Genomic DNA, 25078 nt, shown 5'->3' on the forward strand with positions numbered 1-25078 from the left:
GCTCGCTCCCACAATTGTTCGCGTCATGCTGCCTGTACGGATTGCCCCAATGAAACTCTCGCGCTTCGCCCTCCCCCTTCTCCTGCTGCCCACCGCTAACGTAATTGCCGAAACCTTCGAACGCGACCAGGCCCTGAAACTGCCGGACGTGCTGATCAGTGCCAACCGCCAGGTCGAAGCCCGCAACGACAGCAGCGCCGCCAATACCGTGTTCACCCGCGAAGACATCGATCGCCTGCAACCGGGCAGCGTCACGGATCTGCTGCGTCGGGTACCGGGGGTGCAGATCGGGCAAACCGGCGGGCGCGGCAGTCTGCCGGGGGTGTACATACGCGGAACCAAGTCGGCGCAGAGCCTGGTGCTGGTCGACGGTCAACGCATCGGCAACTCCACCTCCGGTGACAGCAACCTGCAACACATCAATATCGAGCAGGTCGAGCGCGTGGAAGTGCTGCGCGGCTCGCGTTCGGTGATCTACGGCAGCGATGCGATTGGCGGGGTCATTCAGATATTTACCCGTCGTGGCAGCGAACAAGGCCTGCATCCGCGCCTGCACGTGGGCTTTGGCAGCAACCAGACCTGGGAACGCAGCCTCGGGCTATCCGGAGGCGATGAGCAGACCCGCTTCAACCTCGGCGCCAGCCTCGATGAAACGGCCGGGATCAATCGCACCCACGCGTCTTATCCGAGCGATGGCGATCACGATGAGTACCGCAACAAGTCGCTCAGTTTAAGCCTGAGTCATGCCCTCGACGATGACATCGAAATCGGCGCCAACCTGCTCGATAACCGTGGCAAAAGCGCGTTCGACAATCCGTTCGGCCGCTTCGACATGACCACGTTCGAATCGGTCCAGGAACAGCCCTACAACGAATTCACGGTCAGTGGCGTCAGCAGTTACCTTGACGCAAAGATCAACGAGGTGTGGAAAACCCGCGTCGAAGTCGGCCACAGCGAAAACCGCGAGAAGACACTCGACAAGCTCAGCGAGGAGCGCAGCGTGTTCAACACTTATCGCGACTCGGTGAACTGGCAGAACGATCTGACCCTGAACGACCGCAACAGCCTGATCCTCGGCGGCGACTGGTACGAAGACCGCATCAACAGCAGCACACCCTTCGACGAAGACAGCCGCTGGAACCGCGCGGCGTTCATCCAGCATCGCTATCAGGCGGACAGCTTCTCCACGGAACTGGGATTGCGCCGCGACCAGAACCAGCAGTTCGGCGGCCAGAACAGCTGGAGCGGCACCTTCACCCTGCCGCTGGACCCGGACAACGACCTGTTGCTGACCTACAGCGAAGGCTTCCGCGCACCGACCTTCAACGACCTGTATTACCCGGACTTCAGCAACCCTGATCTCAAGCCCGAGACCTCGAAAAGCTACGAGCTGCAATGGCGCAGTCAGCTGACTGCAACCAGCCGGCTGGAAGCTTCGCTGTATCGCACGGACCTGGAAGACGCGATTATTTTCGGCAGCAACTCGCGGCCGCAGAACGTTGCCTCGGCCCGGATCAACGGGTTTGAAGCGGCATTGAAGCAGGAGCTGTTTGGCTGGCAGAGTAACCTCGCAGTGGCAATCATCGACCCAAGGGATCGCGACAGTGGCCACACGCTAGCCCGTCGTGCACGACGGACCTTGAGCCTGGATCTGGATCGGCAGTTCGACCGCCTGGGCCTCGGCGCCAGCTGGCAGGCGGTGAGCAGCAGCTATGACGACGAGAACAATCAGCAGCCGTTGGGTGGGTATGCACTGCTGGGGTTGCGCAGCAGTTGGGAACTGAATCCTGAGGTCAAGCTTGAGCTGAAGGTGGATAACCTGCTGGACAAGGGTTACAGCCGGGCGCAGTACAGCCATGACGATAGCCAGTTTGGGTACCGCGAGGAAGGTCGGGCGTGGATGTTTGGGGTGACCTGGACGCCGGAGTTCTGATCTGAAGTTTGCGGCGTCTCGACCGGCCTCATCGCGGGCAAGCCCGCTCCCACAGGGTCTAGCGTGTCCACATTATCTGTGTACGCCGAAGAATCCTGTGGGAGCGGGCTTGCCCGCGATGGCCGCACCTCGGTCTCAGAGGTCCGGCGCAATCACTTGGCATAGTTTGGCCGTCGCTTCAATCATCTGCCCACTCGGCCGTTCCAGGCCTTTGTCCGTCACCAGCAGCAATTGCCCCCGCGCCACCGCCGCCACCTGCGGCCACACCTTCCACGCATCGAGCTGCGCCTGATCACCGGCCAGAATCACCTCGGGATTGCGCTGCAACACCGCTTCGATACTGACTTGGGGCGCCGGCAATGCCAGGTCGGCGAACACATTGCGCGCGCCGCACACCTCAAGCGCATCACTGATGATCTGCCCGCCACCGACGGTATACAGCGGCCGATCCCAGACCTGGTAAAACACCCGCAACGGCACATCCCGACGATAACGCTGGCGCAACGAATCCAGTTGCCGACGCAAATTCCCCGCCAATGAAACACCACGCTGCGGCCTGCCGAGTTGCGTGGCAATCGCCTCGATCTGCGCGGTGAGTTGTTCAAGGTTGTGGGGTTCGGCGACGTAGGTCGGTATGTTCAGCCGCTTGAGTTGCTCACGCTGGGCCGGGCCGACGCTGCCGGGCCAGAGCAGCAGCAAGTCGGGTTTCAGGCTGAGCAGTCGCTCCATGTCCAACTGACCATAGCGGCCAACCGAAGGAATATCTGTGAGTTCAGCTGGACGCTCACCGGCATCCAGCACCCCCACCAGAAGGTCGGCTGAACCCAGTTCGACGACGATTTCGGAGAGAGAGGGCGCCAGGCTGACCACGCGCTCGACTGCAGTCGCCGAGCCGCTGGCGGCCAGCAGCAACACTGCCAGCCAGACGTTGCGCATCAACCGAGTTGACGCGGAATACGGTAGAGGTAGAACAGCACCAGGGTCGACAGCGCCAGCAGCATCAGTGGCACCGCTTCAAGGCCGACGAACACCGCCAACGCACCGATCCAGGCCGGCAGGGCGGCGGCGAGGAATGCGGTACGACGCTTGGCGGCCAAGGCAATCCAGGCGGCGGGCTCTTCAGGGGTGTCGAGGGCTTTTTGGGTGGCGATCAGCCCGTGTTTGTAGCCACCAAAGAATTTCAGGCTGACAAACATCGAGGCCACACCGGCGATGAACAATGGCATCGCCAGCACCGGCAGGATCGCCTCGCCCTGGCCAAACACGCCGTTGATCACAAACAGTGGCACCAGGGCCAGCGCCAGGTATTGCCACCAATTGACGGACAGTCGCCGCCGCACCTGACCGCGGGTCACGCCCGGTCTACCTCGCCCTGGTGCTCGTTGCCCATCATGTGGTCGAGCTTGCTGGCCTTGGTGGCCAGGTACAGTTTGTTATGCGGATTGTGGCCGGTGTGCAGCGGTACGCGCTCGGCGACCACGATACCCATGTCGGTCAAGGCTTTGACCTTGCGTGGATTGTTGGTCATCAAACGCAGGGATTCCACGCCCAGGTGCTGCAGCATCGGCAGGCACATGGCGTAATCACGCTGATCGGCGGCAAAGCCCAGGCGCTCGTTGGCCTCGACGGTGTCGGCACCGCCATCTTGCAACTCATAAGCGCGGATCTTGTTCAGCAAGCCAATACCACGGCCTTCCTGGCGCAAGTAAAGCAATACGCCACGGCCTTCACGGGCGATGGCCTGCAAGGCTGCTTCGAGCTGCGAGCCGCAATCGCAGCGCTGGCTGAACAAGGCATCGCCCGTCAGGCATTCGGAGTGCAACCGGCCGAGTACCGGGGCACCGTCGACGAACTCACCCAGACTCAGCACGACGTGCTCGCGCCCGTTTTCCTCATCGAGAAAGCCGTGCATGGTGAATTGCGCAAAAGGCGTTGGCAGCTTGGAAGCGGCGACAAAAACGACAGGCACCGGTGTGCTCCTGATCTATAGGTACTGGAGATTCGCAGACGCGGCATTGTAACAGCAGGTTCCAGCGGACGCTTAGGCTGAATTATGGGGCATAACGATCAAAATGTTTGATATCGGGCCCACCCCATTCCTCTGTGGGAGCGAGCTTGCTCGCGATAGCGGACGGTCAGCTAATAATAGAGGTGACTGACAATCCGCTATCGCGAGCAAGCTCGCTCCCACAGGAGTCCTCGCCAGCCACGTGATCGGTGTTCAATTCGAATCAAATGGATAGGGTTGCTTCCAGCGCTCGAAAATTGGTTTCAGCCGCCCGCTTTTCACCAATTGTTCCATGCGTTGGTCGAACAGCGCCATCAATGCACGGGCCCTGGGTGTATCGGCGAAGCACAGGTACAGCGGCAACTCCGCTATATGGGTGCGACGGAACTGCGAGGGATCCCTGGCCCGCTTGACGACGTAGTCGACCTCGGTCAGCGCATCGATGTAAAAGTCGGCGCGATTGTGAACCAGCATCGACAGAATTCCGGTACGCCGCAAGACTTCGTTGTAGCGACGCACGTTGGGCAGGTAGTCCTGATAATCGTAGCCGCGGACCCAGGCCAGTCGGTAGTTGCCCAGGGTTTCCGGGGTCGGCGCCGGGTTGCTGGACAGACCCAGGGCATAGATGTGATCGGTATCGAAGCGCCAGCGCGGGTAGAGCAAGTCGCTGGCCTCGTCGCGATAGGAGCCGACACAGGCGTCCACTTCACCCCGCTGGGCCAGCCCCATGGAGCGCACGTAGGGCTCGGTACGGATATCCAGCTTGACCCCGGCCGGCTCGAACACCTCGCGCAACACGTCCCAGCCCAGACCGTGACCGTCAGCGGCGGTGTAGTCTTCCCAGTCTTCGCTGGCCAGATGAATCACGGAGGGGGTCGTCGGTTCATCCGCCGCCTGGGCCAGGGCACCAAACATCGCGAACACCATTACCAGCAACCAGCGTCGAGCCATCCCTAGTCCCCTGTTCCGCCACTCAGGCGAAAATCCATACCAGTCCCTGCATCGCCAACCACGCAAACACCCCGGCCAATACATCGTCGAGCATGATCCCGACGCCACCATGCACATGCCGGTCGATCCAGTGAATCGGCCACGGCTTGAGGATATCGAAGAAACGGAACATCAGAAAACCTGCCAGCAACCAATACCAACCTTCCGGTACCAGCCACAGGGTGATCCACATCCCGACCATTTCGTCCCAGACGATGCCTTCGTGGTCGTGTACCCGCAAATCGTCGGCCACCTTGCCGCACAGCCAGAAGCCGAACAGCATGGTGATGCCCAGCATCAGCCAGTAACCCCAGTCGGGCAACATCTGCCATAACGGGATAAAGGGTAGCGCAACTAACGAACCCCAGGTGCCTGGTGCTTTTGGCAGGGTGCCCGAGCCAAAGCCGAACGCGATGAAATGCCAGGGGTTGCGCCAGACCGAGGGCGGTACGAATTCCGCCGGGACTTGATTGGGATGATCTGTCACGGTGTCTCCCGAAAATGTTGATAACCCCGGGTTTGCGGGGTGATGTCTTGTCCGTCGGCATCCAGCAATGTCACGCCCTGCCCCGCGATGACGCGTCCGACCACATGGATCGGCCAGCCGTCAGCCAGCAATGGCGCTAACTCGACGGTCGGCAAGGTGAAGGCCAGCACGTAATCGTCACCGCCGCTGAGCGCTGCCGCTTCGGCGCCCGACTGACCGAGCAAGGCCACTAAAGCCTTCGACAGCGGCAAACGGTCCCGTTCAACTTGAATGCCGACCTTCGATGCCAGGGCTATATGCCCACAGTCGGCGAGCAGGCCGTCGGAGATGTCCAGCGCCGAGGTCGCCTTGCCCCGCAACGCCATCCCTAGCCCCAGCTGCGGTTGCGGCGACCAGTAATGCGCCAGCAGCGGATCGGCGATAGCCGGTTCAGCCGTACGCTGGCCGAGCACCAGCGGCAAGGCGCCGGCGGCATTACCCAACTCACCGCCAACGCACAACAGGTCGCCTGGCTTCGCGCCGCCACGGGTCAACGCCAAACCACTCGGCACACGCCCGAACACGGTCATGGTCAGGCTCAATGGCCCACGGGTGGTATCGCCGCCTACCAGTGCCACACCGCAGCTCTGCGCCATGAGGTTCAAACCACGGGCGTAGGCCTCCAGCCAATCGGCAGTCACCGCTGGCAAGGTCAAGGCAAGGGTAAAGGCAACGGGAATGGCGCCCATGGCAGCCAGGTCGCTGACGGCCACGGCCAGCGAGCGCTGACCGAGCAGAAACGGGTCGCAGGGGTCTGCGAAATGCACACCGGCCACGAGGGTGTCGGTGGAAATCGCCAACTGCTCCCCAAGGGGAACAGCCAGCAAGGCGCAATCATCACCGATCCCCAGAGCAACGCCCTCGCCGCCTTGCGCACAGGGCGCGGCGGCGAAGAAATTGCGGATCAGCTCAAACTCACCCATAGGGGTGTCCTCTCTCACCAATACTGTTCATTTTCAAGCGGCGTCTGGTGTCGCCATACTGCGTTGCCGCTCCTTGCCATAGCACGCTATGACTCGTCGCGGCGCCTTGTCTGGAAACACCAGCCACTCGCTAAAAAACGAACGTATCGGCGAGACAGGACACTGCAAGCGCCGATCAGCGCTTGAACGCCTTCACTTCAGCTTCACGCAGACGCGGGGCCAGTTTGTCGAGTACACCGTTGACGAACTTGTGGCCGTCGGTGGAACCGAAGACTTTCGCCAGCTCGATACCTTCGTTGATCACAACGCGGTACGGCACGTCGACGCGCTTGAGCAGTTCCCAGGTCGACAGGCGCAGAACGGCCAGTTCAACCGGGTCCAGCTCTTCGATGGTGATGTCCAGGCACGGCGTCAGTGCAGCGTCGATCTCAGGCTTGTGAGCCGGAACGCCGTGCAGGATGTCGTGAAAGTAAGCGGCATCGACATCGCTGAAATCGTTATCGACCCGAAACTGCGCTTCGATCTCGTTCAAAGATTGCTTGGCCATGTGCCATTGGTACAGCGCCTGGGTCGCGAGCTGACGGGCTTCGCGACGCTTGACGCTTTTCGATGGCTTGCCGGCATCCGCAGGCTTTGGATCGCGCGGGTTGAAACGATCGCTTTCGTCGCTAATCACTTGGCCTCCAACTGCGCCAGCAGGCTGACCATTTCCAGGGCGGACAGGGCAGCTTCAGCACCTTTGTTGCCGGCCTTGGTGCCGGAACGTTCGATGGCTTGCTCGATGGAATCAACGGTCAGCACGCCGAAAGCGACCGGCAAACCGAACTCCATGGACACCTGGGCCAGGCCCTTGGTGCACTCGCCCGCCACGTATTCGAAGTGCGGAGTACCGCCACGAATGACCGCGCCCAGGGCGATGATGGCTGCGAACTCGCCTTTCTGAGCGACTTTCTGCGCAACCAGCGGAATTTCGAAGGCGCCAGGCGCACGGATGATGGTGATGTCGCTTTCGCTCACGCCATGGCGAACCAGGGCATCAACTGCACCGCTGACCAGGCTTTCAACCACGAAACTGTTGAAGCGGCCCACTACCAGAGCGTAGCGGCCTTTAGGGGCGATGAAGGTACCTTCGATGGTCTTCAGGGTCATTCGTTAGATCTCTTAAAGAGCCGGGACGCGTTTTCTACGCATCCCTCAGTGATTTGTTAACCGCGAATACAGGCCCGCAAACTGCCGGTCATTATTCGGAGGGCACGTATTCTACAACTTCCAGATCGAAACCGGATATCGCATTAAATTTCATCGGCGCACTCATCAGGCGCATTTTGCGCACGCCCAGGTCCCGAAGGATCTGCGAACCGGCACCGACGATGCTGTAGGTGGTCGGTTTTTTCGCCGGCACGTGCTCCGCGGTTTCACGGATGTGTGCCAGCAACACGTCGCCATCGAGCGGGTGGCCGAGCAACAGCACCACGCCGCTGCCGGCCTCGGCGACCGCGGCCATGGCGGCGCGCAGGCTCCAGCGGCCGGGCTGCTTGACCATCAGCAAGTCGCGTAGCGGGTCCATGTTGTGCACCCGGACCAGGGTCGGCTCTTCGCCGCACACGGTGCCCAGGGTCAACGCCATGTGCACGTCGCCTTCCACGGAATCACGATAGGTCACCAGATTGAATTGGCCCAGTTCGCTGTCCAGTGGCTGCTCGGCAATCCGCTGAACGGTACGCTCGTGGATCATCCGGTAGTGAATCAGGTCGGCGATGGTGCCGATCTTGATGTTGTGTTCGGCCGCAAAAGCCTCAAGCTCGGCGCGACGGGACATGGTGCCGTCGTCGTTCATCACTTCGCAGATCACCCCGCTCGGCTCGAAACCGGCCATGCGCGCCAGGTCGCACGCCGCTTCAGTGTGGCCGGCACGGGCCAGGGTGCCGCCGGCCTGGGCCATCAGCGGGAAAATGTGACCGGGGCTGACGATGTCTTCAGCCTTGGCGTCTTTCGCGGCGGCGGCCTGCACGGTGCGCGCACGGTCGGCAGCGGAAATGCCGGTGGTCACGCCGGTGGCCGCTTCGATGGACACGGTGAACTTGGTGCCGAAACCGGAACCGTTGCGCGGCGCCATCAAGGGCAGCTTCAGCAGTTCGCAGCGCTCGCGGCTCATCGGCATGCAGATCAGGCCACGGGCGTGCTTGGCCATGAAGTTGATGTGTTCGGGCTGGCAGCACTCGGCGGCCATGATCAGGTCGCCTTCGTTCTCGCGGTCTTCGTCATCCATGAGGATGACCATCTTGCCTTGGCGGATATCTTCAACCAGTTCTTCGATGCTATTGAGCGCCACAAGGCACCCCCCTTCTTTCGAAATTTGAGCTTCAGGATTTGAGGTAGCCGTTTTGGGCCAGAAAGCTTTCGGTAATGTTACTGGAAGTCGGCTCTGCGGCCTTGTCGCCCAACAGCAGGCGCTCCAGGTAACGGGCCAGCAAGTCGACTTCCAGGTTCACCCGGCGACCTGGCTGGTACAACGCCATGATGGTTTCGCTCAGGGTGTGCGGAATGATCGTCAGCAGGAACTCGGCGCCATCGACCGCGTTCACGGTCAGGCTGGTGCCGTCGACGGTGATCGAGCCTTTATGGGCGATGTACTTGGCCAGATCGGCAGGGGCGCGGATGCGGAATTCCACGGCCCGCGCATTCTCGGTTCGGGCAACCACTTCGCCCACGCCATCGACGTGACCGCTGACCAGATGCCCGCCGAGGCGAGTGGTCGGGGTCAAAGCTTTTTCCAGGTTGACCGGGCTGCCGCTTTTGAGGTCATTCATGGCGGTGCAGTCGAGGGTTTCACGGCTGACGTCTGCGGCAAAACCGTTACCCGGTAATTCAACCGCCGTCAGGCATACGCCGTTGACCGCAATGCTGTCGCCCAGTTTGACGTCGCTCAAATCGAGCTTGCCGGTGTCTACGTGTACCCGCACATCTCCGCCTTTTGGGGTCAATGCACGAATACTGCCGATGGATTCGATGATGCCGGTAAACATGGAGTCCTCCTCGAGAACAAAGCCGTCACGTGGCGCAGGCCGGGAATTATACGCTCGCCGCTGGCGCAGGAATGGCAATGACTCGCCAATCATCGCCAACCGCGCGGATTTCAGTGATTTTGAGCTCGGGCGCGTCTTTCATCTGCGCCAGCGGCCAGTCCAGCAGCGGCCGTGCCGAGGAGCCAAGGAACTTGCCGGCGATGAAAATCTGGAATTCGTCCACCAGTCCCTGCCGGGCAAAGGCGCCGGCGAGACGCGGACCCGCTTCGACCAACACTTCGTTGACGCCACGATGGGCGAGCTCGACCAGCAGTTTGCGCAGGTCGACCAGGCCATCGTCACCGGCCACGATCAGGCATTCCGGACCGTTGGCGTATTGCTCTTCGATGGCCATGCAGGTGGCAACCAGCGCCGGGCCGGCCTTGAAGAACGGCGCATCCAGCGGCACGCGCAGGCGGCCGTCGATCAGCACGCGCAGCGGCGGACGGCTCATCGCCAAAGCCGTTTGTTCCGCGTCCAGGCCCAACTCATCGGCACGCACGGTCAAGCGGGCGTTGTCCGCCAGCACCGTGTCGGCGCCGGTCAGCACCACGCTGGCCTGTGCGCGCAGGCGTTGTACCGCCGAACGCGCTGCAGTGCCAGTGATCCACTGGCTTTCGCCGCTGTCCATCGCCGTGCGACCGTCCAGGCTCATGGCCAACTTGACCCGCACGAACGGCAAGCCGTGTTCCATGCGTTTGAGGAAGCCTTCATTGAGCTTGCGCGCCTCGCCTTCCAGCACGCCGCTTTCGGTCGCGATGCCGGCCTGGGCCAGGCGTTGCAGGCCGCGACCGGCGACTTCCGGGTTCGGGTCCTGCATCGCCGCAACCACTCGCGCCAGCCCGGCATTCACCAGCGCATCGGCGCAGGGCGGCGTGTGGCCGTGATGGCTGCAAGGTTCGAGGGTCACGTAGGCCGTGGCGCCCCGCGCCTTGTCGCCAGCGGCGCGCAGGGCGTGGACTTCGGCATGGGGTTCGCCGGTGCGCACATGCCAGCCTTCGCCGACGATTTGCCCGTCACGCACGATCACGCAGCCCACCCGTGGGTTGGGGTGTGTCGTGTAATGACCTTTGCGCGCCAGTTCCAGCGCGCGGGCCATGTAATGGGTGTCGAGAATGGCTTGTTCTGGGGAGATGGTCATTCTTTCACCGGCTCTCGGGCCAGGCGATCGATCTCTTCGCGGAACTCGTTGAGGTCCTGGAAGCGCCGATACACGGAGGCGAAACGAATGTAGGCGACTTCGTCGAGCTTTTGCAGCTCGGCCATCACCAGTTCACCGACCACGAGGGATTTGACCTCGCGCTCGCCGGTGGCGCGCAGTTTATGTTTGATGTGCACCAGCGACGATTCGAGGCGCTCGACACTCACCGGGCGCTTCTCCAGCGCACGTTGCATACCGGCGCGCAGTTTTTCTTCGTCGAACGGCTGGCGGCTGCCGTCGGTTTTGATCAGGCGCGGCAACACCAGTTCAGCCGTCTCGAACGTCGTGAAACGCTCGCCGCAGGCCAGGCATTCGCGCCGGCGGCGCACCTGTTCGCCTTCGGCGACCAGACGCGAGTCGATGACCTTGGTGTCGTTGGCACCGCAGAAGGGACAGTGCATGGTGGCAGGCAACAAAAAAAGGGAGGGCCATGGTAGCGCATCCGGGTGGCAAGACAAGCCATAGGCTTTGCGGTATACAGACGGGTTATATCGTTTGATCCATGGATTTCACCCAGCTGGAGCCACCAATGTCCATACGACCGCTCATTTTGCTCAGTCTTTTCAGCCTGCTGGTGGCCTGTAGCAGCGATGCGCCCCAGCCACCGACACCCGGCCCTGCGCCGCAACAGGCGCAAAAGAAAGCCAAGGAGTCTGCCGACCTCGGCCCGTTGCCCGCGTATCAACGTGAATTGAGCGGCACCTTGCAAGGCGTGCCGGCCGGCGCAGAAGTCGAACTGGCGCTGCTGGTGATCGACAACCAGGACCGCCCGCAACAATTGCTCGCCAGCTCCAGCCTGATCGGCACCAACCAGGTGTTGCCATTTCGCCTGCGTTTCAACCCCGAATCCTTTCCGGCAGGGGCCCGCGTTGAACTGCGTGGCCGCGCCAGCCAGTCCGGTCAGTTGATTTTGCACCTGCCGTCGCAAGCCATCACTCAGCCAACGACCCAGGCGATGGGTCAACTGCAGTTCGTCAAAGCACCATGATTGCACCGCTCGACCTGCAACAGGCGTTGGCCGGACTGCTCGGTGATGCACAGCTGGTGGCCTGTGCCTTGCCCGAAACCGAACTCAAGCTTTGGCTGATCGACGGCGACAACATGGACCGCGCCTTCAGCCCGGAAGAAACCCGACGGATTCTGCATGAGCCGCCGTACTGGAGTTTCTGCTGGGCCAGCGGGCTGGCGGTGGCGCGCTATCTCGCCCGATTCCCTGAATGGGTCAAAGGCAAGCGGGTGCTGGATTTCGGTGCCGGTTCCGGGGTGGCGGGGATTGCCGCCGTCAAGGCCGGGGCGCTGGAAGTGGTGGCGTGTGACCTGGACCCGCTGGCACTCGCCGCGTGTCGGGCGAATGCCGCGCTCAATGAGGTACAGCTCAGCTACTCTACCGACTTTTTTGCCGAGGCGGATCGGTTCGATCTGATTCTTGTGGCCGACGTGCTGTATGACCGGGCCAATCTGCCACTGCTCGACGAATTCCTGAGCCGTGGCCGGGAGGCGTTGGTGGCGGATTCGCGGGTGAGGGATTTCCGTCATCCGCTGTATCAGCGCATCGAGATGCTGGAAGCGATGACCTTGCCCGATCTTGCCGAGCCCGAAGAGTTCCGGCATGTGAGCCTCTACCACGCGCGGCGCGGCTAAAAGCATCGCGAGCAAGCTCGCTCCCACAGTGGTTTTGTGTGGAATACGGATTTTGCGCAAGGCCCGAATCCCATGTGGGAGCGAGCTTGCTCCGGGCGGCGTTCCGACGATAGCGGCTTATCAGACACCAGAAGACTCACTGTCACCCCGCTTCCGGCCGCCCCCCACCAAGCCGTATAGTTGCCCCATTCACGCTTCCAAGAGATCCCCCATGAGTCAGGAAACGCCGTACATCTTCGACGCCACCACTGCCGACTTCGAGCAATCGGTGATCGAGAACTCTTTCCACAAACCGGTACTGGTGGATTTCTGGGCCGAATGGTGTGCGCCGTGCAAGGCGCTGATGCCGATGCTGCAAACCATTGCCGAGAGCTATCAGGGCGAGTTGCTGCTGGCCAAGGTCAATTGTGACGTCGAGCCGGACATCGTCTCGCGCTTCGGCATTCGCAGCCTGCCGACGGTCGTGCTGTTCAAGGACGGTCAGCCGGTGGACGGTTTTGCCGGTGCGCAACCGGAGTCCGCGGTCCGCACAATGCTTGAACCTCATGTGCAGATGCCGCCGCCCGCGGCGGCCGATCCATTCGAACAGGCTCAGGCGCTGTTCGATGATAACCGCTTTGCCGACGCCGAAGCCGCCCTCACAGTGCTGCTGGGCGAAGACAACACCAACGCCGGTGCGCTGATTCTTTACGCCCGCTGCCTCACCGAACGTGGCGAGCTGGGCGAAGCGCAAACCGTGCTCGACGCGGTCAAGAGCGATGAACACAAGGCGGCCCTGGCCGGTGCCAAGGCACAGATCCAGTTTCTCGGCCAGGCCAGGGACCTGCCGGATGCGGCGGACCTGAAAGCGCGCCTGGCGAAAAACCCGCAGGACGATGAAGCGGTGTACCAACTGGCGATCCAGCAGCTGGCCCGCCAGCAGTACGACGCAGCGCTGGATGCCTTGCTCAAGCTGTTCATCCGCAATCGCAGCTACAGCGAAGGCTTGCCGCACAAGACGTTGCTGCAGGTGTTCGAACTGCTGGGCAACGATCACCCGCTGGTGACCACGTATCGCCGCAAGTTGTTTGCTGCGCTGTACTGAGTGGCACTGACAAACCGCGTCATCGTTCTTCGCCAGCAAGCCGGCTCCTACGGTATCGGGATCAGCCCAAATCCCCCGAACACCTCAAACCTTGTAGGAGCTGGCTTGCCAGCGAAGAGGCCGTCACATCCAGCATTAATACTGCCTGACACGCCGCTTTCGCCGGCAAGCCGGCTCCTACAGTATCGGGATCAGCCCCAATCCCCCGAACACCTCAAACCCTGTGGGAGCTGGCTTGCCAGCGAAGAGGCCGTCACATTCAGGATTAATGTTGCCTGACACGCCGCTTTCGCCAGCAAGCCGGCTCCTACAGCCAGCGGTACAGTGGCGTATCTCCGCCGCTCTCTACTTTCACATCAGAGCAATGCCGCAGTCGCACCAGCAACCGTTTGCCCGATGCCGCGCTGCCAGTCAGCCCTTCAAGCTGCTCCAACAGATCCGGCCCGCTCAATTGCCCGGCCTTGCGCAGCAGGTCCTTGGCAATCTGCCACAGCGCCTCATCCTGATTCACCGGCCTGGCCGGCGCAGCACTGGCCGCGGCCTCGGGTTTGCTCACCTGCAACTGCGCACCCAGCCGTGCCCAGTCAGCGTCATCCAGCTCCAGCGTCAAATCCACCGGCCAGTCGCCGATGCTTCCGCGTATACGCAACATAAGTCTGCTCCTGCACATTTCTGACTCACATGCTCCCATGGGACTTGTGCAACGCCAAGCGGGCGGTCAAACTCTCCGCACTTACGTTATAAGATCACATAACAAAACATTCATTTTACTTCCGGAGACTCGTCATGCGCCGTCTGCTTCTCGCTCTGCCGTTTGCCTTGCTGCCGCTGGCCGCGGCCCATGCTGCCGATGAACACGACCATGAGCACGGCAGCCTTGGCACCCACGAACACGGCGTCGGTCGCTTGAATGCAGCGCTGGACGGCCAGGCCCTGGAACTGGAGCTGGAAAGCCCGGCGATGAACCTGGTGGGTTTCGAACACGTCGCCGCCACCGGCGCGGACAAGGCCAAGGTCGCCGCCGTCCGTGCGCAGCTGGAAAAACCATTGGCGCTGTTCAATCTGCCAAAAGCCGCCGGCTGCGTGGTGGCGACCCAGGAACTGGAAAGCCCGTTGTTCGGCTACAAACCGGATGCCGATGATGATCACGACCATGACGCCAAGGACGAGCATCACCACGACCACAGCGACATCCACGCGCATTACCAATTCAGTTGCTCGTCACCGGGCGCACTGAAGACGCTGGACCTGGCGAACATCTTCAACACCTTCCCGGCCACCCGGAAAATTCAGGTACAACTGATCGGCCCGAGCGGGCAGCAAGGGGTTGAAGTGACGGCCCAGGCGGCCGTCATCAAATTCTGAATCCACCCCCGCCCCCTGTAGGAGCTGTCGAGTGCAACGAGGCTGCGATCTTTTGACTTTAAAAGATCAAGATCAAAAGATCGCAGCCTCGTTGCACTCGACAGCTCCTACAGGGGTCATCAGCGCTCATGAAACCGGTGTTATGACCCAAGCACTCATCGAACTCAACGACCTGGGCTTCAGCTGGCCCGGTCACCCGCCACTGCTGGATATCCCGGCGTTTCGCCTGGAGCCGGGTGAAACCCTGTTCCTCAAAGGCCCCAGCGGCAGCGGCAAGACCACCCTGCTCGGCCTGCTCGGTGGCGTGCAGAAACCCGATCGCGGCAGCATTCGCCTGCTTGGCCAGGAGCTGACCGAACTCGGCGCCGGCGCGCGTGATCGTTTTCGTGTCGATCACACCGGCTACATCTTCCAGCAATTCAATCTGCTGCCGTTTCTCTCGGTGCGCGAGAACGTCGAGCTGCCCTGCCACTTTTCCAGACTGCGCGCCGAACGGGCGATCCAGCGCCACGGCAGCGTCGATCAGGCGGCCGCCATCCTGCTCGCGCATTTGGGCCTGACGGATGAAAGCATCCTCGGCCGCCGCGCCGATTCGCTGTCCATCGGCCAACAGCAACGGGTCGCCGCCGCACGGGCGTTGATCGGCCAGCCGGAACTGGTGATCGCCGACGAACCGACTTCGGCCCTGGATTACGACGCCCGGGAGAATTTCATCCGCTTGCTGTTCGCCGAATGCCGCGAGGCCGGATCGAGCCTGTTGTTCGTCAGTCACGACCAGAGCCTGGCGCCGTTGTTCGATCGCAATCTGTCGCTGGCCGATCTCAATCGCGCCGCCACTCCGTTCGAGGTCTGAGATGTATTTGTTCCGTCTAGCCATGGCCAGCCTGGCTAACCGCCGCTTTACCGCGATCCTCACCGCGTTCGCCATTGCCCTGTCGGTCTGCCTGCTGCTGGCCGTGGAGCGGGTGCGCACCGAGGCCAAGGCCAGTTTCGCCAGCACCATCAGCGGCACCGACCTGATTGTCGGCGCCCGCTCCGGCTCGGTGAACTTGCTGTTGTACTCGGTATTTCGCATCGGCAATGCCACCAACAACATCCGCTGGGACAGCTTCGAACACTTCGCCAACAACCCGAAAGTGAAGTGGGCGATCCCCATGTCCCTGGGTGACTCCCACCGCGGATATCGGGTGATGGGCACTACCGAGGCGTACTTCGAGCATTACCAGTACGGCCGCCAACAACACTTGGAGCTGGCCGACGGTCGTGCCTTCGCCACCGATCCGTTCGAAGTGGTGCTCGGCGCCGAAGTCGCCGATGCGCTGCACTACAGGCTTGGCGACAAACTGGTGCTGGCCCACGGCGTGGCCGTGATCAGCCTGGTCAAGCACGATGACAAACCGTTCACCGTGGTCGGCATTCTCAAGCGCACCGGCACCCCGGTAGACCGCACGCTGCACATCAGCCTCGGCGGCATGGAGGCGATCCATGTCGATTGGCACAACGGTGTACCGGCGCGCGGCAACGGTCGGATCAGCGCCGATCAGGCGCGCAACATGGACCTGGCGCCGCAAGCGATCACCGCGTTCATGCTCGGTCTCAACAGTAAGATTTCGACCTTTGCCCTGCAGCGCGAGATCAATGAATTCCGTGGCGAACCGATGCTGGCGATCCTGCCGGGAGTGGCGTTGCAGGAACTGTGGAGTTTGATGAGTACAGCGGAAAAGGCCTTGTTCGTGGTGTCGCTGTTCGTGGTACTGACCGGGTTGATCGGCATGCTCACCGCCATTCTCACGAGTCTCAACGAACGGCGGCGCGAGATGGCGATTCTGCGCTCGGTGGGCGCCCGGCCGTGGCACATCGCAACCTTGCTGGTGCTGGAGGCGTTTGCGTTGGCGCTGTCGGGGGTGATAGCCGGCGTGGCGCTGCTCTATGTGGGCATCGCCGCCGCCCAGGGTTATGTCCAGGCGAATTACGGCTTGTATCTGCCCCTCGCCTGGCCAAGCGAATATGAATGGACGCTGCTCGGTGGCATCCTGTGCGCCGCCTTGCTGATGGGCAGCGTGCCGGCCTGGCGCGCGTATCGCCAATCCCTGGCCGATGGCCTGTCGATCCGACTATGAGGACGCTGAATATGCCCCGCGCTGTGCTTGCGCTGTTGATGCTGGTCGCCCTGCCGCTGTGGGCGGCCGCGCCGAAAGACCTGACCTGGTCGGAAATGATCCCGCCGGACGCCGCACCGGAAGTGCCGAACATGTCGCCACTGCACGACCTGTCGCAAATGGGTGACGCGCTGGCTGCAGAATCGGCGCCCGCGGCCAGGCAGGACATGCCGAATGCGCCGGTGGTGAACACCCTCGATGGCCAGAACATCCGTTTGCCAGGCTACATCGTGCCGCTGGAAGTCAGTGAAGAAGGTCGCACGACGGAGTTTTTGCTGGTGCCCTATTTCGGCGCCTGCATTCATGTGCCGCCACCGCCGTCGAACCAGATCGTGCATGTGAAAAGCGAAGTCGGTGTGAAGCTCGATGAGTTGTATCAGCCGTACTGGATCGAAGGTGCGCTGCAGGTCAAGGCGTCGAGCAGTGAGTTGGCGGATGCCGGGTATCAGATGGAGGCGGACAAGATTTATGCGTATGAATTGCCGGAGTGAACCCGACAGTTATGTGTCGCCTATAAGTCAGCCATCGTCGGAATGCCGCCCAGACCAAGCTCGCTCCCACATGATTTAGGTGATCCCTGTGGGAGCGGGCTTGCCCGCGATGGGGCCCTCAAGAACACTACAAAAACCGAGGCCATCACTGTTTCATTGAGCTGAATCAAAAGACCGGATCAGACGCCTGCGTACCATTGGACATCGAACATTTTCAACGTCCTTTGGAGCCCCCATGCACAAGTCCTTGCTCAGCGCCTCGCTGTTCGCCCTCGCGCTCGCAGCCCCGCTCGCCTACGCCCATGAAGCCGGCGACATCATCGTTCGTGCCGGTGCCATCACCGTCAACCCGAAAGCCGACAGCTCCAGCGTCAAGGTCGATCAGGGCCCGTTGGCGGGTGCCGACCTGGGCGGCAAGGCCACCATGAGCAGCGATACGCAATTGGGCCTGAACTTCGCTTACATGCTCGACAGCCATTGGGGGATCGAGCTGCTCGCGGCCTCGCCGTTCGAACATGACGTGAAGCTCAAGGGCACCGCCCTGGGAGCGGCCAACGGCAAGCTCGGCAGCCTGAAACACCTGCCGCCGACCTTGAGTGTCGTGTACTACCCACTGGACGCGAAGTCCGCGTTCCAACCGTATGTCGGTGCCGGTATCAACTACACCTGGATCTATGACGAGCACGTCGGCAGTGAAGCCAGCGCCAACGGTTTCAGCAACTTCAAGGCGAAGAATTCCTGGGGCATGGCGTTTCAGGTCGGCGCTGATTACATGCTGACCGACAACGTGATGATCAACGCCCAGGTGCGCTACATCGACATCGATACCACTGCGACGGTGGAAAATAATGCGGTGGCGCAGGGCACCCGGGCCAAGGTCGATGTGGACGTGGATCCGTTCATCTACATGGTGGGTCTGGGTTACAAGTTCTAAGACAGATTTGACCGGCTTTTGTGGCGAGGGAGCTTGCTCCCGCTGGGCTGCGAAGCGGCCCCACTCTCTACCTGAAAAGAATGGGACTGCTGCGCAGTCCAGCGGGAGCAAGCTCCCTCGCCACAGGTTCAGTTTCACGCTTAACTGATCGGAATTAGCCTCAACAGGCGCCTTTTCATGTCATCAATGACTCAGCGTCCCAGCAACCGCGCCAGGCCAACGCTCAGCGGGGTCTGCTGCGGATAGGTAAAACGCTCCAGCAATCGACGGTTGTCCGCCCGTGAATGGCGAATGTCGCCAGAGCGCGCCGGGCCGTAGCTCACGGGCGGCAACTGACCGACTACCGCCTCCAGCGCTTCAAGCATTTGCTTGAGGGTGGTGGCCTGGTTCCAGCCGACATTGACTGCGCCAACCTCGACCTGTGGTTTCTCGATGGCTTGCACCAGCAAGTCGACCAGGTCTTCGACGTAGACAAAATCACGCGTCTGCTCGCCATCTCCGAACACGGTGATCGGCAGGCCTTTCTGCGCCCGCTCGCTGAAAATGCTGATGACGCCGGAATACGGCGAGGACGGATCCTGTCGCGGGCCGAAGATGTTGAAGAAGCGGAAGATCACCGGTTCCAGAGCATGCTGGCGACGGTAGAAATCGAAGTAATGCTCGCTCGCCAATTTGTCCGATGCGTACGGCGTCAACGGGGCTTTGGGCGTCTCTTCATCGATCGACTCACCTTCGCCGTTATTGCCGTAGACCGCTGCGCTGGATGCAAACAGCACCCGCTTGATGCCGGCCTGGCGCATGGCTTCGCAGACATTCAGCGAGCCAATGAAGTTGCTCTGGTGAGTCTTCACCGGATCGTCCACCGACGCCTGCACCGAAGCCACCGCCGCCAGGTGCGCGACCGCGCTGCAGCCGACCATCGCCCGCGCCACCAGCGCCGCGTCGGCGACATCGCCCAAAATCAGTTCGACCTTGGGGTTATCCAACGGCAGATTAGTGCGTTTTCCGGTGGACAGGTCATCGAGAATCCGCACCGAATGGCCCTTGGCGAGCAAGGCATCCGTCAGGTGCGAACCGATGAAACCGGCACCGCCGGTGATGAAAACAGGGCCGTCAGCCATGGCGATAAAACCTATCCAGTAAGCCCGGGAGTGCCGCGCGCCAGGCGCGGGGCTTGATGCCGAACGTGTGCAGAATTTTCTTGCAGGCCAGCACCGCGTGTTGCGGCTCCTCGGCGGCATCCGGACGCGTGGCGTGAGCCTGGGCGGTCGGTGCTTCGATGGCCAGCGGATGCAACGCACGGGCTTCGGTCAGGATCGCCTGCCCCAGCGCCAGCGGCGTGGTCGCCTCATGTCCGGCGTAATGATAGGTGCCCCACAGCGGCGCGGCACAATCGAGTTGCTTGAGCACCGAAATGATCACCCGGGCGGCGTCATCCACGGGCGTCGGATTGCCCCGACGGTCATCGGCCATCAGCAGCTCTTCGGGGGTTTCTGCCCGAGCGAGGAAACGCCCGAGGCTGCCGTCGGGACTGTCATCGAGTAACCAGCCGAAACGCAGCAGCACATGCTGCGGACAGGTGGCACGCACACTTTTCTCGATCCGCCACAAGGCCTGACCGCGCAGCCCCAGGGGCACAGGTTCGTCTTTTTCGCTGTAGGCCGTTGCCCGGGAGCCATCGAACACGCGATAGCTCGACGGTTGCAGCAGAACGATGTTGTGATGCTGGCACAGCTCGGCCAGACGCTCGATCGCCCGTTCCTGCCCGGCCAGACGCTGCTCGCTGACCACCTCCGCCTGGAACCAGTCGAAGTAGTAGGCGAGGTTGATCAGCGCGTCCGGGCGGGTGTCGTCGAGCAGTTGCGTCAGGCTCGCGGCATCCCAGCCGTCTTGCGGTGGGCGGGGGGCGAGGAAGCCGATGTCTTCCTCCGCACCGAGGCGAATCAGCGCCTGCCCAAGGGCATTTCCGCCGCCCAGTAACATAAGGCGCATTCGCATAGAGTCAGCAGGCCCAGTCTGATTGGAACAATGGCTTATCGACACTGCACGCGGGCAATGTCGTCGATAGTGCCGGAATCGTTGCATTTTGCGGGTTTAGAGCGCAACCGTCATCCGTAAAGTGTACATCGCCCGGATTTGTGCTGATGCAACCGGCCTCATCGTCGGATCGCCGCCCGGGGCAAGCCCGCTCCCACAGGGATCTCCTGTGAATACAATATTTATGAACAATCGAGAACACTGTGGGAGCGGGCTTGCCCCGGGCGGCGATCCGACGATGAGGCCCTATAGACCAATAGAGGTCTTGAGCGGTACTTGCATCTTCAGCCCCCCACCCGCATAAATTACCCCATGAATCTGCCCATCCCCGCAGACAGCGCCTTGACAGGCTTCCACCCCGCCGTCAGCGCCTGGTTCAGCCACACGTTCCCGACGGTCACCGCCGCCCAGGCCCGGGCGTGGCCGTTGATTCGCCAGCACCGTTCAACATTGATCGCCGCCCCCACCGGGTCCGGCAAGACCCTCACCGCGTTTCTCGCGGTCATCGATGACCTGGTCCACCGCGGCCTGGAAACCGACGGCGGCTTGCCCGACGAAACCCTGGTGGTCTACGTCTCGCCGCTGAAAGCCTTGTCCAACGACATCCAGATCAACCTGCAAAACCCCTTGGCCGGCATTACCGAACAATTGCGCCTGATGGGCCTGCCCGAACTGCAGATCACTACCGCCGTGCGCACCGGCGATACGCCGCAAAAAGACCGCTCGGCCATGCGCAGGACAGCACCGCACATTTTGGTGACCACGCCGGAATCCCTGTACGTGCTGCTTGGCTCCGACTCCGGCCGGCAAATGCTCAAGACTACACGTACAGTCATCGTCGACGAAATCCACGCCATCGCCGCCAGCAAACGCGGCAGCCACCTGGCCCTGAGCCTGGAACGCTTGCAGGCACTGTGCACGCAACCCTTGATGCGCATCGGCCTGTCTGCCACGCAAAAGCCGATCGAAGCGGTCTCGCGTTTTCTGGTCGGTCGCGACCGCACGTGCGACATCATCGATATCGGCCACGCCCGGCCGCGCGACCTGGACATCGAAGTGCCGCCCGTGCCGCTATCGGCGGTGATGGCCAACGACGTCTGGGAACTGGTGTATGACCGCCTCGCCGCCCTCGCCCGCGAGCACCGGACCACGCTGATCTTCGTCAACACCCGGCGCCTGGCCGAACGGCTGAGCCGGCACTTGAGCGAGCGTCTGGGCAAGGACGCGGTCGCCGCCCACCATGGCAGCCTGGCCAAGGAATTTCGCCTCGACGCCGAGCAACGGCTCAAGCGCGGCGACCTGCAGGTGCTGATCGCGACCGCCTCGCTGGAATTGGGGATCGACATTGGCGACGTCGACCTGGTCTGCCAGATCGCCTCGCCGCGCTCGATTGCCGGGTTCCTGCAACGGGTCGGCCGCTCCGGGCACCAGGTAGGCGGCACGCCCAAGGGGCGGTTGTTTGCCACCACCCGCGATGACTTGATCGAATGCATCGCCCTGCTCGACTGCGTACGCCGCGGCGAACTCGACGCCTTGCAAATTCCCCGGGCACCGCTGGACGTACTCGCGCAACAGATCATCGCTGAAGTCAGCTGTCAGGAATGGCAGGAGCAGGCACTGCTGGAGATGTTCCGCCGGGCTTCGCCTTATGCCGAACTCGACGAACAGCATTATCAGGCGCTGCTGCACATGCTCGCCGACGGCTACAACGGTCGCCAGGGCATCCGCAGCGCTTACCTGCACCGCGACGCCGTGACCCGCACGTTGCGCGGTCGTCGGGGCAGCAAACTGACCGCCGTGACCAGCGGCGGGACCATCCCGGACAACGCCGACTACAGCGTGCTGCTGGAGCCTCAAGGGCTGAACATCGGCAGCGTCAACGAAGACTTCGCGGTGGAAAGCATCGCCGGCGATGTCTTCCAGTTAGGCAACACCTCTTATCGAATCCTGCGGGTGGAAACCGGCAAGGTCCGGGTCGAAGACGCTCAGGGTCAACCGCCGACCATCCCGTTCTGGCTGGGTGAAGCGCCCGGTCGCAGCGATGAACTGTCGTTTGCCGTGGCACGCTTGCAAGGGCAACTCGATGACCTGCTGGGCGCCACGCCCGGTGACTTGCAGCCCGCGCTCGACTGGTTGACCGACACCCTGGGCCTCAATCTGGCCAGTGCCGGGCAACTGGTGGATTACCTGGCCCGTGCACGGCTGACCCTCGGCGCGTTGCCATCCCAGGACACACTGCTGATGGAGCGGTTTTTCGACGAGTCCGGCGGCACCCAACTGATCATCCACACCCCGTTTGGCAGCCGCATCAACCGCGCCTGGGGCCTGGCCCTGCGCAAGCGTTTCTGTCGCACCTTCAATTTCGAATTGCAGGCGGCCGCCAGTGAAGATGCCATCGTGCTGTCGCTGTCCAGCAGCCACAGCTTTGAGCTGGATGACGTCTGGCGTTATCTGCACAGCCACAGCGCCGAGCACATCCTGACCCAAGCGGTGCTCGAAGCGCCGCTGTTCGGCGTACGCTGGCGCTGGAATGCCGGGGTAGCGCTGGCGCTGCCGCGTTACACCGGTGGGCGCAAAGTCGCACCGCAGATCCAGCGGATGAAAAGCGAAGACCTGATCGCCGCCGTGTTTCCCGATCAGCTTGCCTGCGTGGAAAACCTCGCCGGCGAACGGGAGATTCCCGAGCATCCCCTGGTGGAACAGACCCTCGACGACTGCCTCCACGACGCCATGGACTGTGAAGGCTGGCTGGCTTTGTTGCGCCGCATGGAGCGTGGCGACGTGCGCCTGATCAGCCGCGACCTGCCAGCCCCCTCGCCGCTGGCGGCAGAAATCCTCAGCGCCCGGCCCTACACCTTTCTCGACGATGCGCCGCTGGAAGAGCGTCGCACGCAAGCCGTGCTCAATCGTCGCTGGACCGATCCGCAATCCACCGACGACCTCGGGGCGCTGGATGCCGAGGCCATTCAAGCCGTGCGCGACGAAGCCTGGCCCGCGCCCACGGGCATCGATGAAATGCATGAGGCGTTGATGAGCCTGGCGTGCATCACCGATGCCGAGGCGCAGGCCAATCTTCATTGGCGCGAATGGCTGAACGCCTTGGCCGACAGCGGCCGCGCCAGTCGCTTGCAGATCAACCCGGCGCAATCGCTGTGGCTGGCGCTGGAGCGACTGACCTGCCTGCAGGCGATTTTCCCCCACGCCACATTGTTGCCGCCGCTGGAGGCGTTGCCGGGTTTCGATGAAGTCTGGGACACGGACGCAGCCGCACTTGAAGTGGTTCGCGCGCGGCTCAGCGCCTTTGGTCCGTTACCGCTGCAAGCGATTGCCGAACCCTTGGGATTACCGACGACTCAGGTCACCCAGGCGCTGGCCCAACTGGAGCGCGAAGGTTATGTGCTGCGCGGCCTGTTCACAACCGGTGCCCCGCAGGAAGAGTGGTGCGAACGGCATCTGCTGGCGCGCATTCATCGCTACACGGTCAAGCGTCTGCGGCGGGAAATCGAGCCGGTAGCGTTGCAGGCGTTCATGCGTTTTCTGTTTGACTGGCAGCATCTGTCCGCGGCGACCCAAGGCCAGGGCAGCGCGGTGTTGCCGGCGATTGTCGGTCAGTTCGAAGGCTACCCTGCCGCGGCTTCGGCCTGGGACAGCGACATTCTGCCGGCGCGGATCAAAGGGTATTCGGCGAGCTGGCTGGATGATCTGTGCCGCAGCGGCAAGCTGGTCTGGACCCGCCTGACCGCGCGCAACAAGAGCGCCAGCATGGCGTTGCGCAGCACGCCGATTCTGCTGCTGCCGCGAAGCCAGGTCGGGTTGTGGAGCAGTCTGACCGAGCAAACCCCAGTCGGCGAACTGTCGCCGAAAACGCAAAAGGTTCACCAAGCCCTCAGCCAACACGGCGCACTGTTTTTCGATGAGCTGATGCACGAAGCGCACCTGCTGCGCTCGGAGCTGGAAATCGCCTTGCAGGAGCTGGTAGGCGCCGGACTGGTGAACGCCGATAGCTTCGCCGGCCTGCGAGCACTGATCACCCCCGCCAGTAAACGCCAGGCCCGTAGCAGCCGACGCGGGCGCGGGGCCTTTGTCGGCGGGATGGACGACGCCGGGCGCTGGGCCTTGCTGCGCCGCGCAGCTGCCGCGCCGGTGGTGGATAACCCGCGTCCGGCGCCGACGCCGAGCGATACCCTTGAACATATCGCCATGACCTTGCTGCGCCGCTATGGCGTGGTGTTCTGGCGCCTGCTGGAACGCGAGGCGGACTGGCTGCCGAGCTGGCGGGAATTGCTGCGCACCTTCCATCGGCTGGAGGCGCGCGGTGAGATTCGTGGCGGGCGGTTTGTCAGTGGTCTGGCGGGCGAGCAGTTCGCATTGCCTGAAGCAATTGCGTTGCTGCGCGAAGTTCGGCGCCGGGCCCCTGACGGAAGTCTGGTGGCGGTGTGCGGGGTTGATCCGCTGAACCTCGCGGGCACGCTGTTGCCAGGCGCGAAAGTGCCGGCGTTGGCGAGTAATCGGTTGGTGTATCGCGATGGGTTGCCGGCGGCTGCGGAGATTGCTGGCAAGCAGCATTTTTGGCTGGAGCTGGATCAGCAAGCCAGTGCTGAGGTTCGTAGCAAACTGATCCGGCATTGATGTTGTCTGGCCGGGCCCCATCGCGGGCAAGCCCGCTCCCACAGGGATCGGTGTTGAATGCAAAATCTGCAAACAACAGAGAACCTGAGGGG

Annotated in this window: 25 protein-coding genes; 10 read left to right on the forward strand and 15 right to left on the reverse strand. The window is 62.3% G+C overall.

Annotated features, from left to right (window positions below):
• The first annotated feature begins 49 nt into the window (after positions 1-49).
• Positions 50-1933, forward strand: a complete 1884-nt coding sequence (locus ACA062_RS29915) for a TonB-dependent receptor domain-containing protein (RefSeq protein ID WP_497454227.1) — start codon at positions 50-52, stop codon at positions 1931-1933.
• A 135-nt stretch (positions 1934-2068) separates the two neighbouring features.
• On the opposite strand, the gene ACA062_RS29920 is transcribed toward ACA062_RS29915, so the two are convergent.
• The 12 genes from ACA062_RS29920 to nrdR all read right to left on the reverse strand — a co-directional run bounded on the left by ACA062_RS29920 (position 2069) and on the right by nrdR (position 11047).
• Complete coding sequence (locus ACA062_RS29920) at positions 2069-2869, reverse strand: cobalamin-binding protein (protein WP_497454228.1); 801 nt, start codon at positions 2867-2869, stop codon at positions 2069-2071.
• Positions 2869-3288 carry an MFS transporter gene (locus ACA062_RS29925; protein WP_497454229.1) on the reverse strand — a complete coding sequence of 140 codons (420 nt, stop codon included), beginning with the start codon at positions 3286-3288 and terminating at the stop codon, positions 2869-2871. Before ACA062_RS29925 ends, ACA062_RS29920 begins: the two co-directional genes overlap by 1 nt.
• Positions 3285-3902, reverse strand: coding sequence for a GTP cyclohydrolase II (ribA, locus tag ACA062_RS29930; protein WP_497454230.1), 618 nt, complete (start codon positions 3900-3902; stop codon positions 3285-3287). Before ribA ends, ACA062_RS29925 begins: the two co-directional genes overlap by 4 nt.
• 252 nt (positions 3903-4154) lie before the next feature.
• Complete coding sequence (locus tag ACA062_RS29935; RefSeq protein ID WP_497454231.1) at positions 4155-4892, reverse strand: substrate-binding periplasmic protein; 738 nt, start codon at positions 4890-4892, stop codon at positions 4155-4157.
• A gap of 22 nt (positions 4893-4914) precedes the next feature.
• Positions 4915-5418: a phosphatidylglycerophosphatase A family protein gene (locus tag ACA062_RS29940; RefSeq protein ID WP_128872471.1), complete on the reverse strand. Its 504-nt coding sequence runs from the start codon at positions 5416-5418 to the stop codon at positions 4915-4917.
• Entirely contained in the window at positions 5415-6380 is a 966-nt protein-coding gene (gene thiL / locus ACA062_RS29945; protein WP_497454232.1) for a thiamine-phosphate kinase, read from the reverse strand. Before thiL ends, ACA062_RS29940 begins: the two co-directional genes overlap by 4 nt.
• A 175-nt stretch (positions 6381-6555) precedes the next feature.
• The gene (gene nusB / locus ACA062_RS29950; protein WP_008153530.1) at positions 6556-7056 is read right to left on the reverse strand and encodes a transcription antitermination factor NusB; all 501 of its coding nucleotides are present in this window, start codon (positions 7054-7056) and stop codon (positions 6556-6558) included.
• A complete protein-coding gene (ribH, locus tag ACA062_RS29955; protein ID WP_128872473.1) occupies positions 7053-7529 on the reverse strand; it encodes a 6,7-dimethyl-8-ribityllumazine synthase in 477 nt (158 codons plus the stop codon). The genes nusB and ribH overlap by 4 nt, the downstream gene beginning before the upstream one ends.
• 91 nt (positions 7530-7620) lie before the next feature.
• Positions 7621-8712, reverse strand: coding sequence for a bifunctional 3,4-dihydroxy-2-butanone-4-phosphate synthase/GTP cyclohydrolase II (gene ribBA / locus ACA062_RS29960; protein WP_064680021.1), 1092 nt, complete (start codon positions 8710-8712; stop codon positions 7621-7623).
• A gap of 31 nt (positions 8713-8743) precedes the next feature.
• A complete protein-coding gene (locus ACA062_RS29965) occupies positions 8744-9406 on the reverse strand; it encodes a riboflavin synthase (RefSeq protein ID WP_497454233.1) in 663 nt (220 codons plus the stop codon).
• A 46-nt stretch (positions 9407-9452) separates the two neighbouring features.
• A complete protein-coding gene (gene ribD, locus ACA062_RS29970; RefSeq protein ID WP_497454234.1) occupies positions 9453-10586 on the reverse strand; it encodes a bifunctional diaminohydroxyphosphoribosylaminopyrimidine deaminase/5-amino-6-(5-phosphoribosylamino)uracil reductase RibD in 1134 nt (377 codons plus the stop codon).
• Positions 10583-11047, reverse strand: a complete 465-nt coding sequence (gene nrdR, locus ACA062_RS29975; RefSeq protein WP_003228656.1) for a transcriptional regulator NrdR — start codon at positions 11045-11047, stop codon at positions 10583-10585. Before nrdR ends, ribD begins: the two co-directional genes overlap by 4 nt.
• A gap of 128 nt (positions 11048-11175) precedes the next feature.
• On the opposite strand from nrdR, the gene ACA062_RS29980 reads away from it, so the two are divergent.
• The 3 genes from ACA062_RS29980 (at position 11176) to trxA (ending at position 13371) form a co-directional block, all read left to right on the forward strand.
• On the forward strand, positions 11176-11634 hold the full coding sequence (locus tag ACA062_RS29980; protein ID WP_497454235.1) for a YbaY family lipoprotein: 459 nt from the start codon (positions 11176-11178) through the stop codon (positions 11632-11634).
• Positions 11631-12287 (forward strand): class I SAM-dependent methyltransferase, encoded by a 657-nt coding sequence (locus ACA062_RS29985; RefSeq protein WP_497454236.1) that lies wholly within the window; start codon positions 11631-11633, stop codon positions 12285-12287. The genes ACA062_RS29980 and ACA062_RS29985 overlap by 4 nt, the downstream gene beginning before the upstream one ends.
• A 211-nt stretch (positions 12288-12498) precedes the next feature.
• Positions 12499-13371, forward strand: a complete 873-nt coding sequence (trxA, locus tag ACA062_RS29990; protein ID WP_497454237.1) for a thioredoxin — start codon at positions 12499-12501, stop codon at positions 13369-13371.
• Positions 13372-13678: 307 nt separating this feature from the next.
• Here the strand turns inward: trxA and ACA062_RS29995 are convergent, their stop codons facing one another.
• Positions 13679-14023 carry a hypothetical protein gene (locus ACA062_RS29995; protein ID WP_497454238.1) on the reverse strand — a complete coding sequence of 115 codons (345 nt, stop codon included), beginning with the start codon at positions 14021-14023 and terminating at the stop codon, positions 13679-13681.
• Between the two features lie 134 nt (positions 14024-14157).
• On the opposite strand from ACA062_RS29995, the gene ACA062_RS30000 reads away from it, so the two are divergent.
• The 5 genes from ACA062_RS30000 (at position 14158) to ACA062_RS30020 (ending at position 18320) form a co-directional block, all read left to right on the forward strand.
• A complete protein-coding gene (locus ACA062_RS30000; protein ID WP_497454239.1) occupies positions 14158-14736 on the forward strand; it encodes a DUF2796 domain-containing protein in 579 nt (192 codons plus the stop codon).
• A 142-nt stretch (positions 14737-14878) separates the two neighbouring features.
• Positions 14879-15589, forward strand: coding sequence for an ABC transporter ATP-binding protein (locus ACA062_RS30005; protein WP_497454240.1), 711 nt, complete (start codon positions 14879-14881; stop codon positions 15587-15589).
• A 1-nt stretch (position 15590) separates the two neighbouring features.
• The gene (locus tag ACA062_RS30010; protein WP_497454241.1) at positions 15591-16856 is read left to right on the forward strand and encodes an ABC transporter permease; all 1266 of its coding nucleotides are present in this window, start codon (positions 15591-15593) and stop codon (positions 16854-16856) included.
• An 11-nt stretch (positions 16857-16867) separates the two neighbouring features.
• Positions 16868-17386 (forward strand): DUF3299 domain-containing protein, encoded by a 519-nt coding sequence (locus ACA062_RS30015; protein ID WP_497454242.1) that lies wholly within the window; start codon positions 16868-16870, stop codon positions 17384-17386.
• Between the two features lie 235 nt (positions 17387-17621).
• Positions 17622-18320 (forward strand): OmpW/AlkL family protein, encoded by a 699-nt coding sequence (locus ACA062_RS30020; protein WP_497454243.1) that lies wholly within the window; start codon positions 17622-17624, stop codon positions 18318-18320.
• A 191-nt stretch (positions 18321-18511) separates the two neighbouring features.
• On the opposite strand, the gene pgnE is transcribed toward ACA062_RS30020, so the two are convergent.
• Both pgnE and ACA062_RS30030 read right to left on the reverse strand, forming a co-directional pair.
• Positions 18512-19441, reverse strand: coding sequence for a UDP-N-acetylglucosamine epimerase PgnE (gene pgnE / locus ACA062_RS30025; RefSeq protein WP_497454244.1), 930 nt, complete (start codon positions 19439-19441; stop codon positions 18512-18514).
• Complete coding sequence (locus ACA062_RS30030; RefSeq protein ID WP_497454245.1) at positions 19434-20318, reverse strand: sugar nucleotide-binding protein; 885 nt, start codon at positions 20316-20318, stop codon at positions 19434-19436. The genes pgnE and ACA062_RS30030 overlap by 8 nt, the downstream gene beginning before the upstream one ends.
• 351 nt (positions 20319-20669) lie before the next feature.
• Here ACA062_RS30030 and ACA062_RS30035 point away from each other — a divergent pair, with 351 nt between their 5' ends.
• A complete protein-coding gene (locus ACA062_RS30035) occupies positions 20670-24986 on the forward strand; it encodes an Lhr family helicase (protein WP_497454246.1) in 4317 nt (1438 codons plus the stop codon).
• The last annotated feature ends 92 nt before the right edge of the window (positions 24987-25078 follow it).

This window comes from Pseudomonas sp. LBUM1679 (assembly GCF_059695565.1).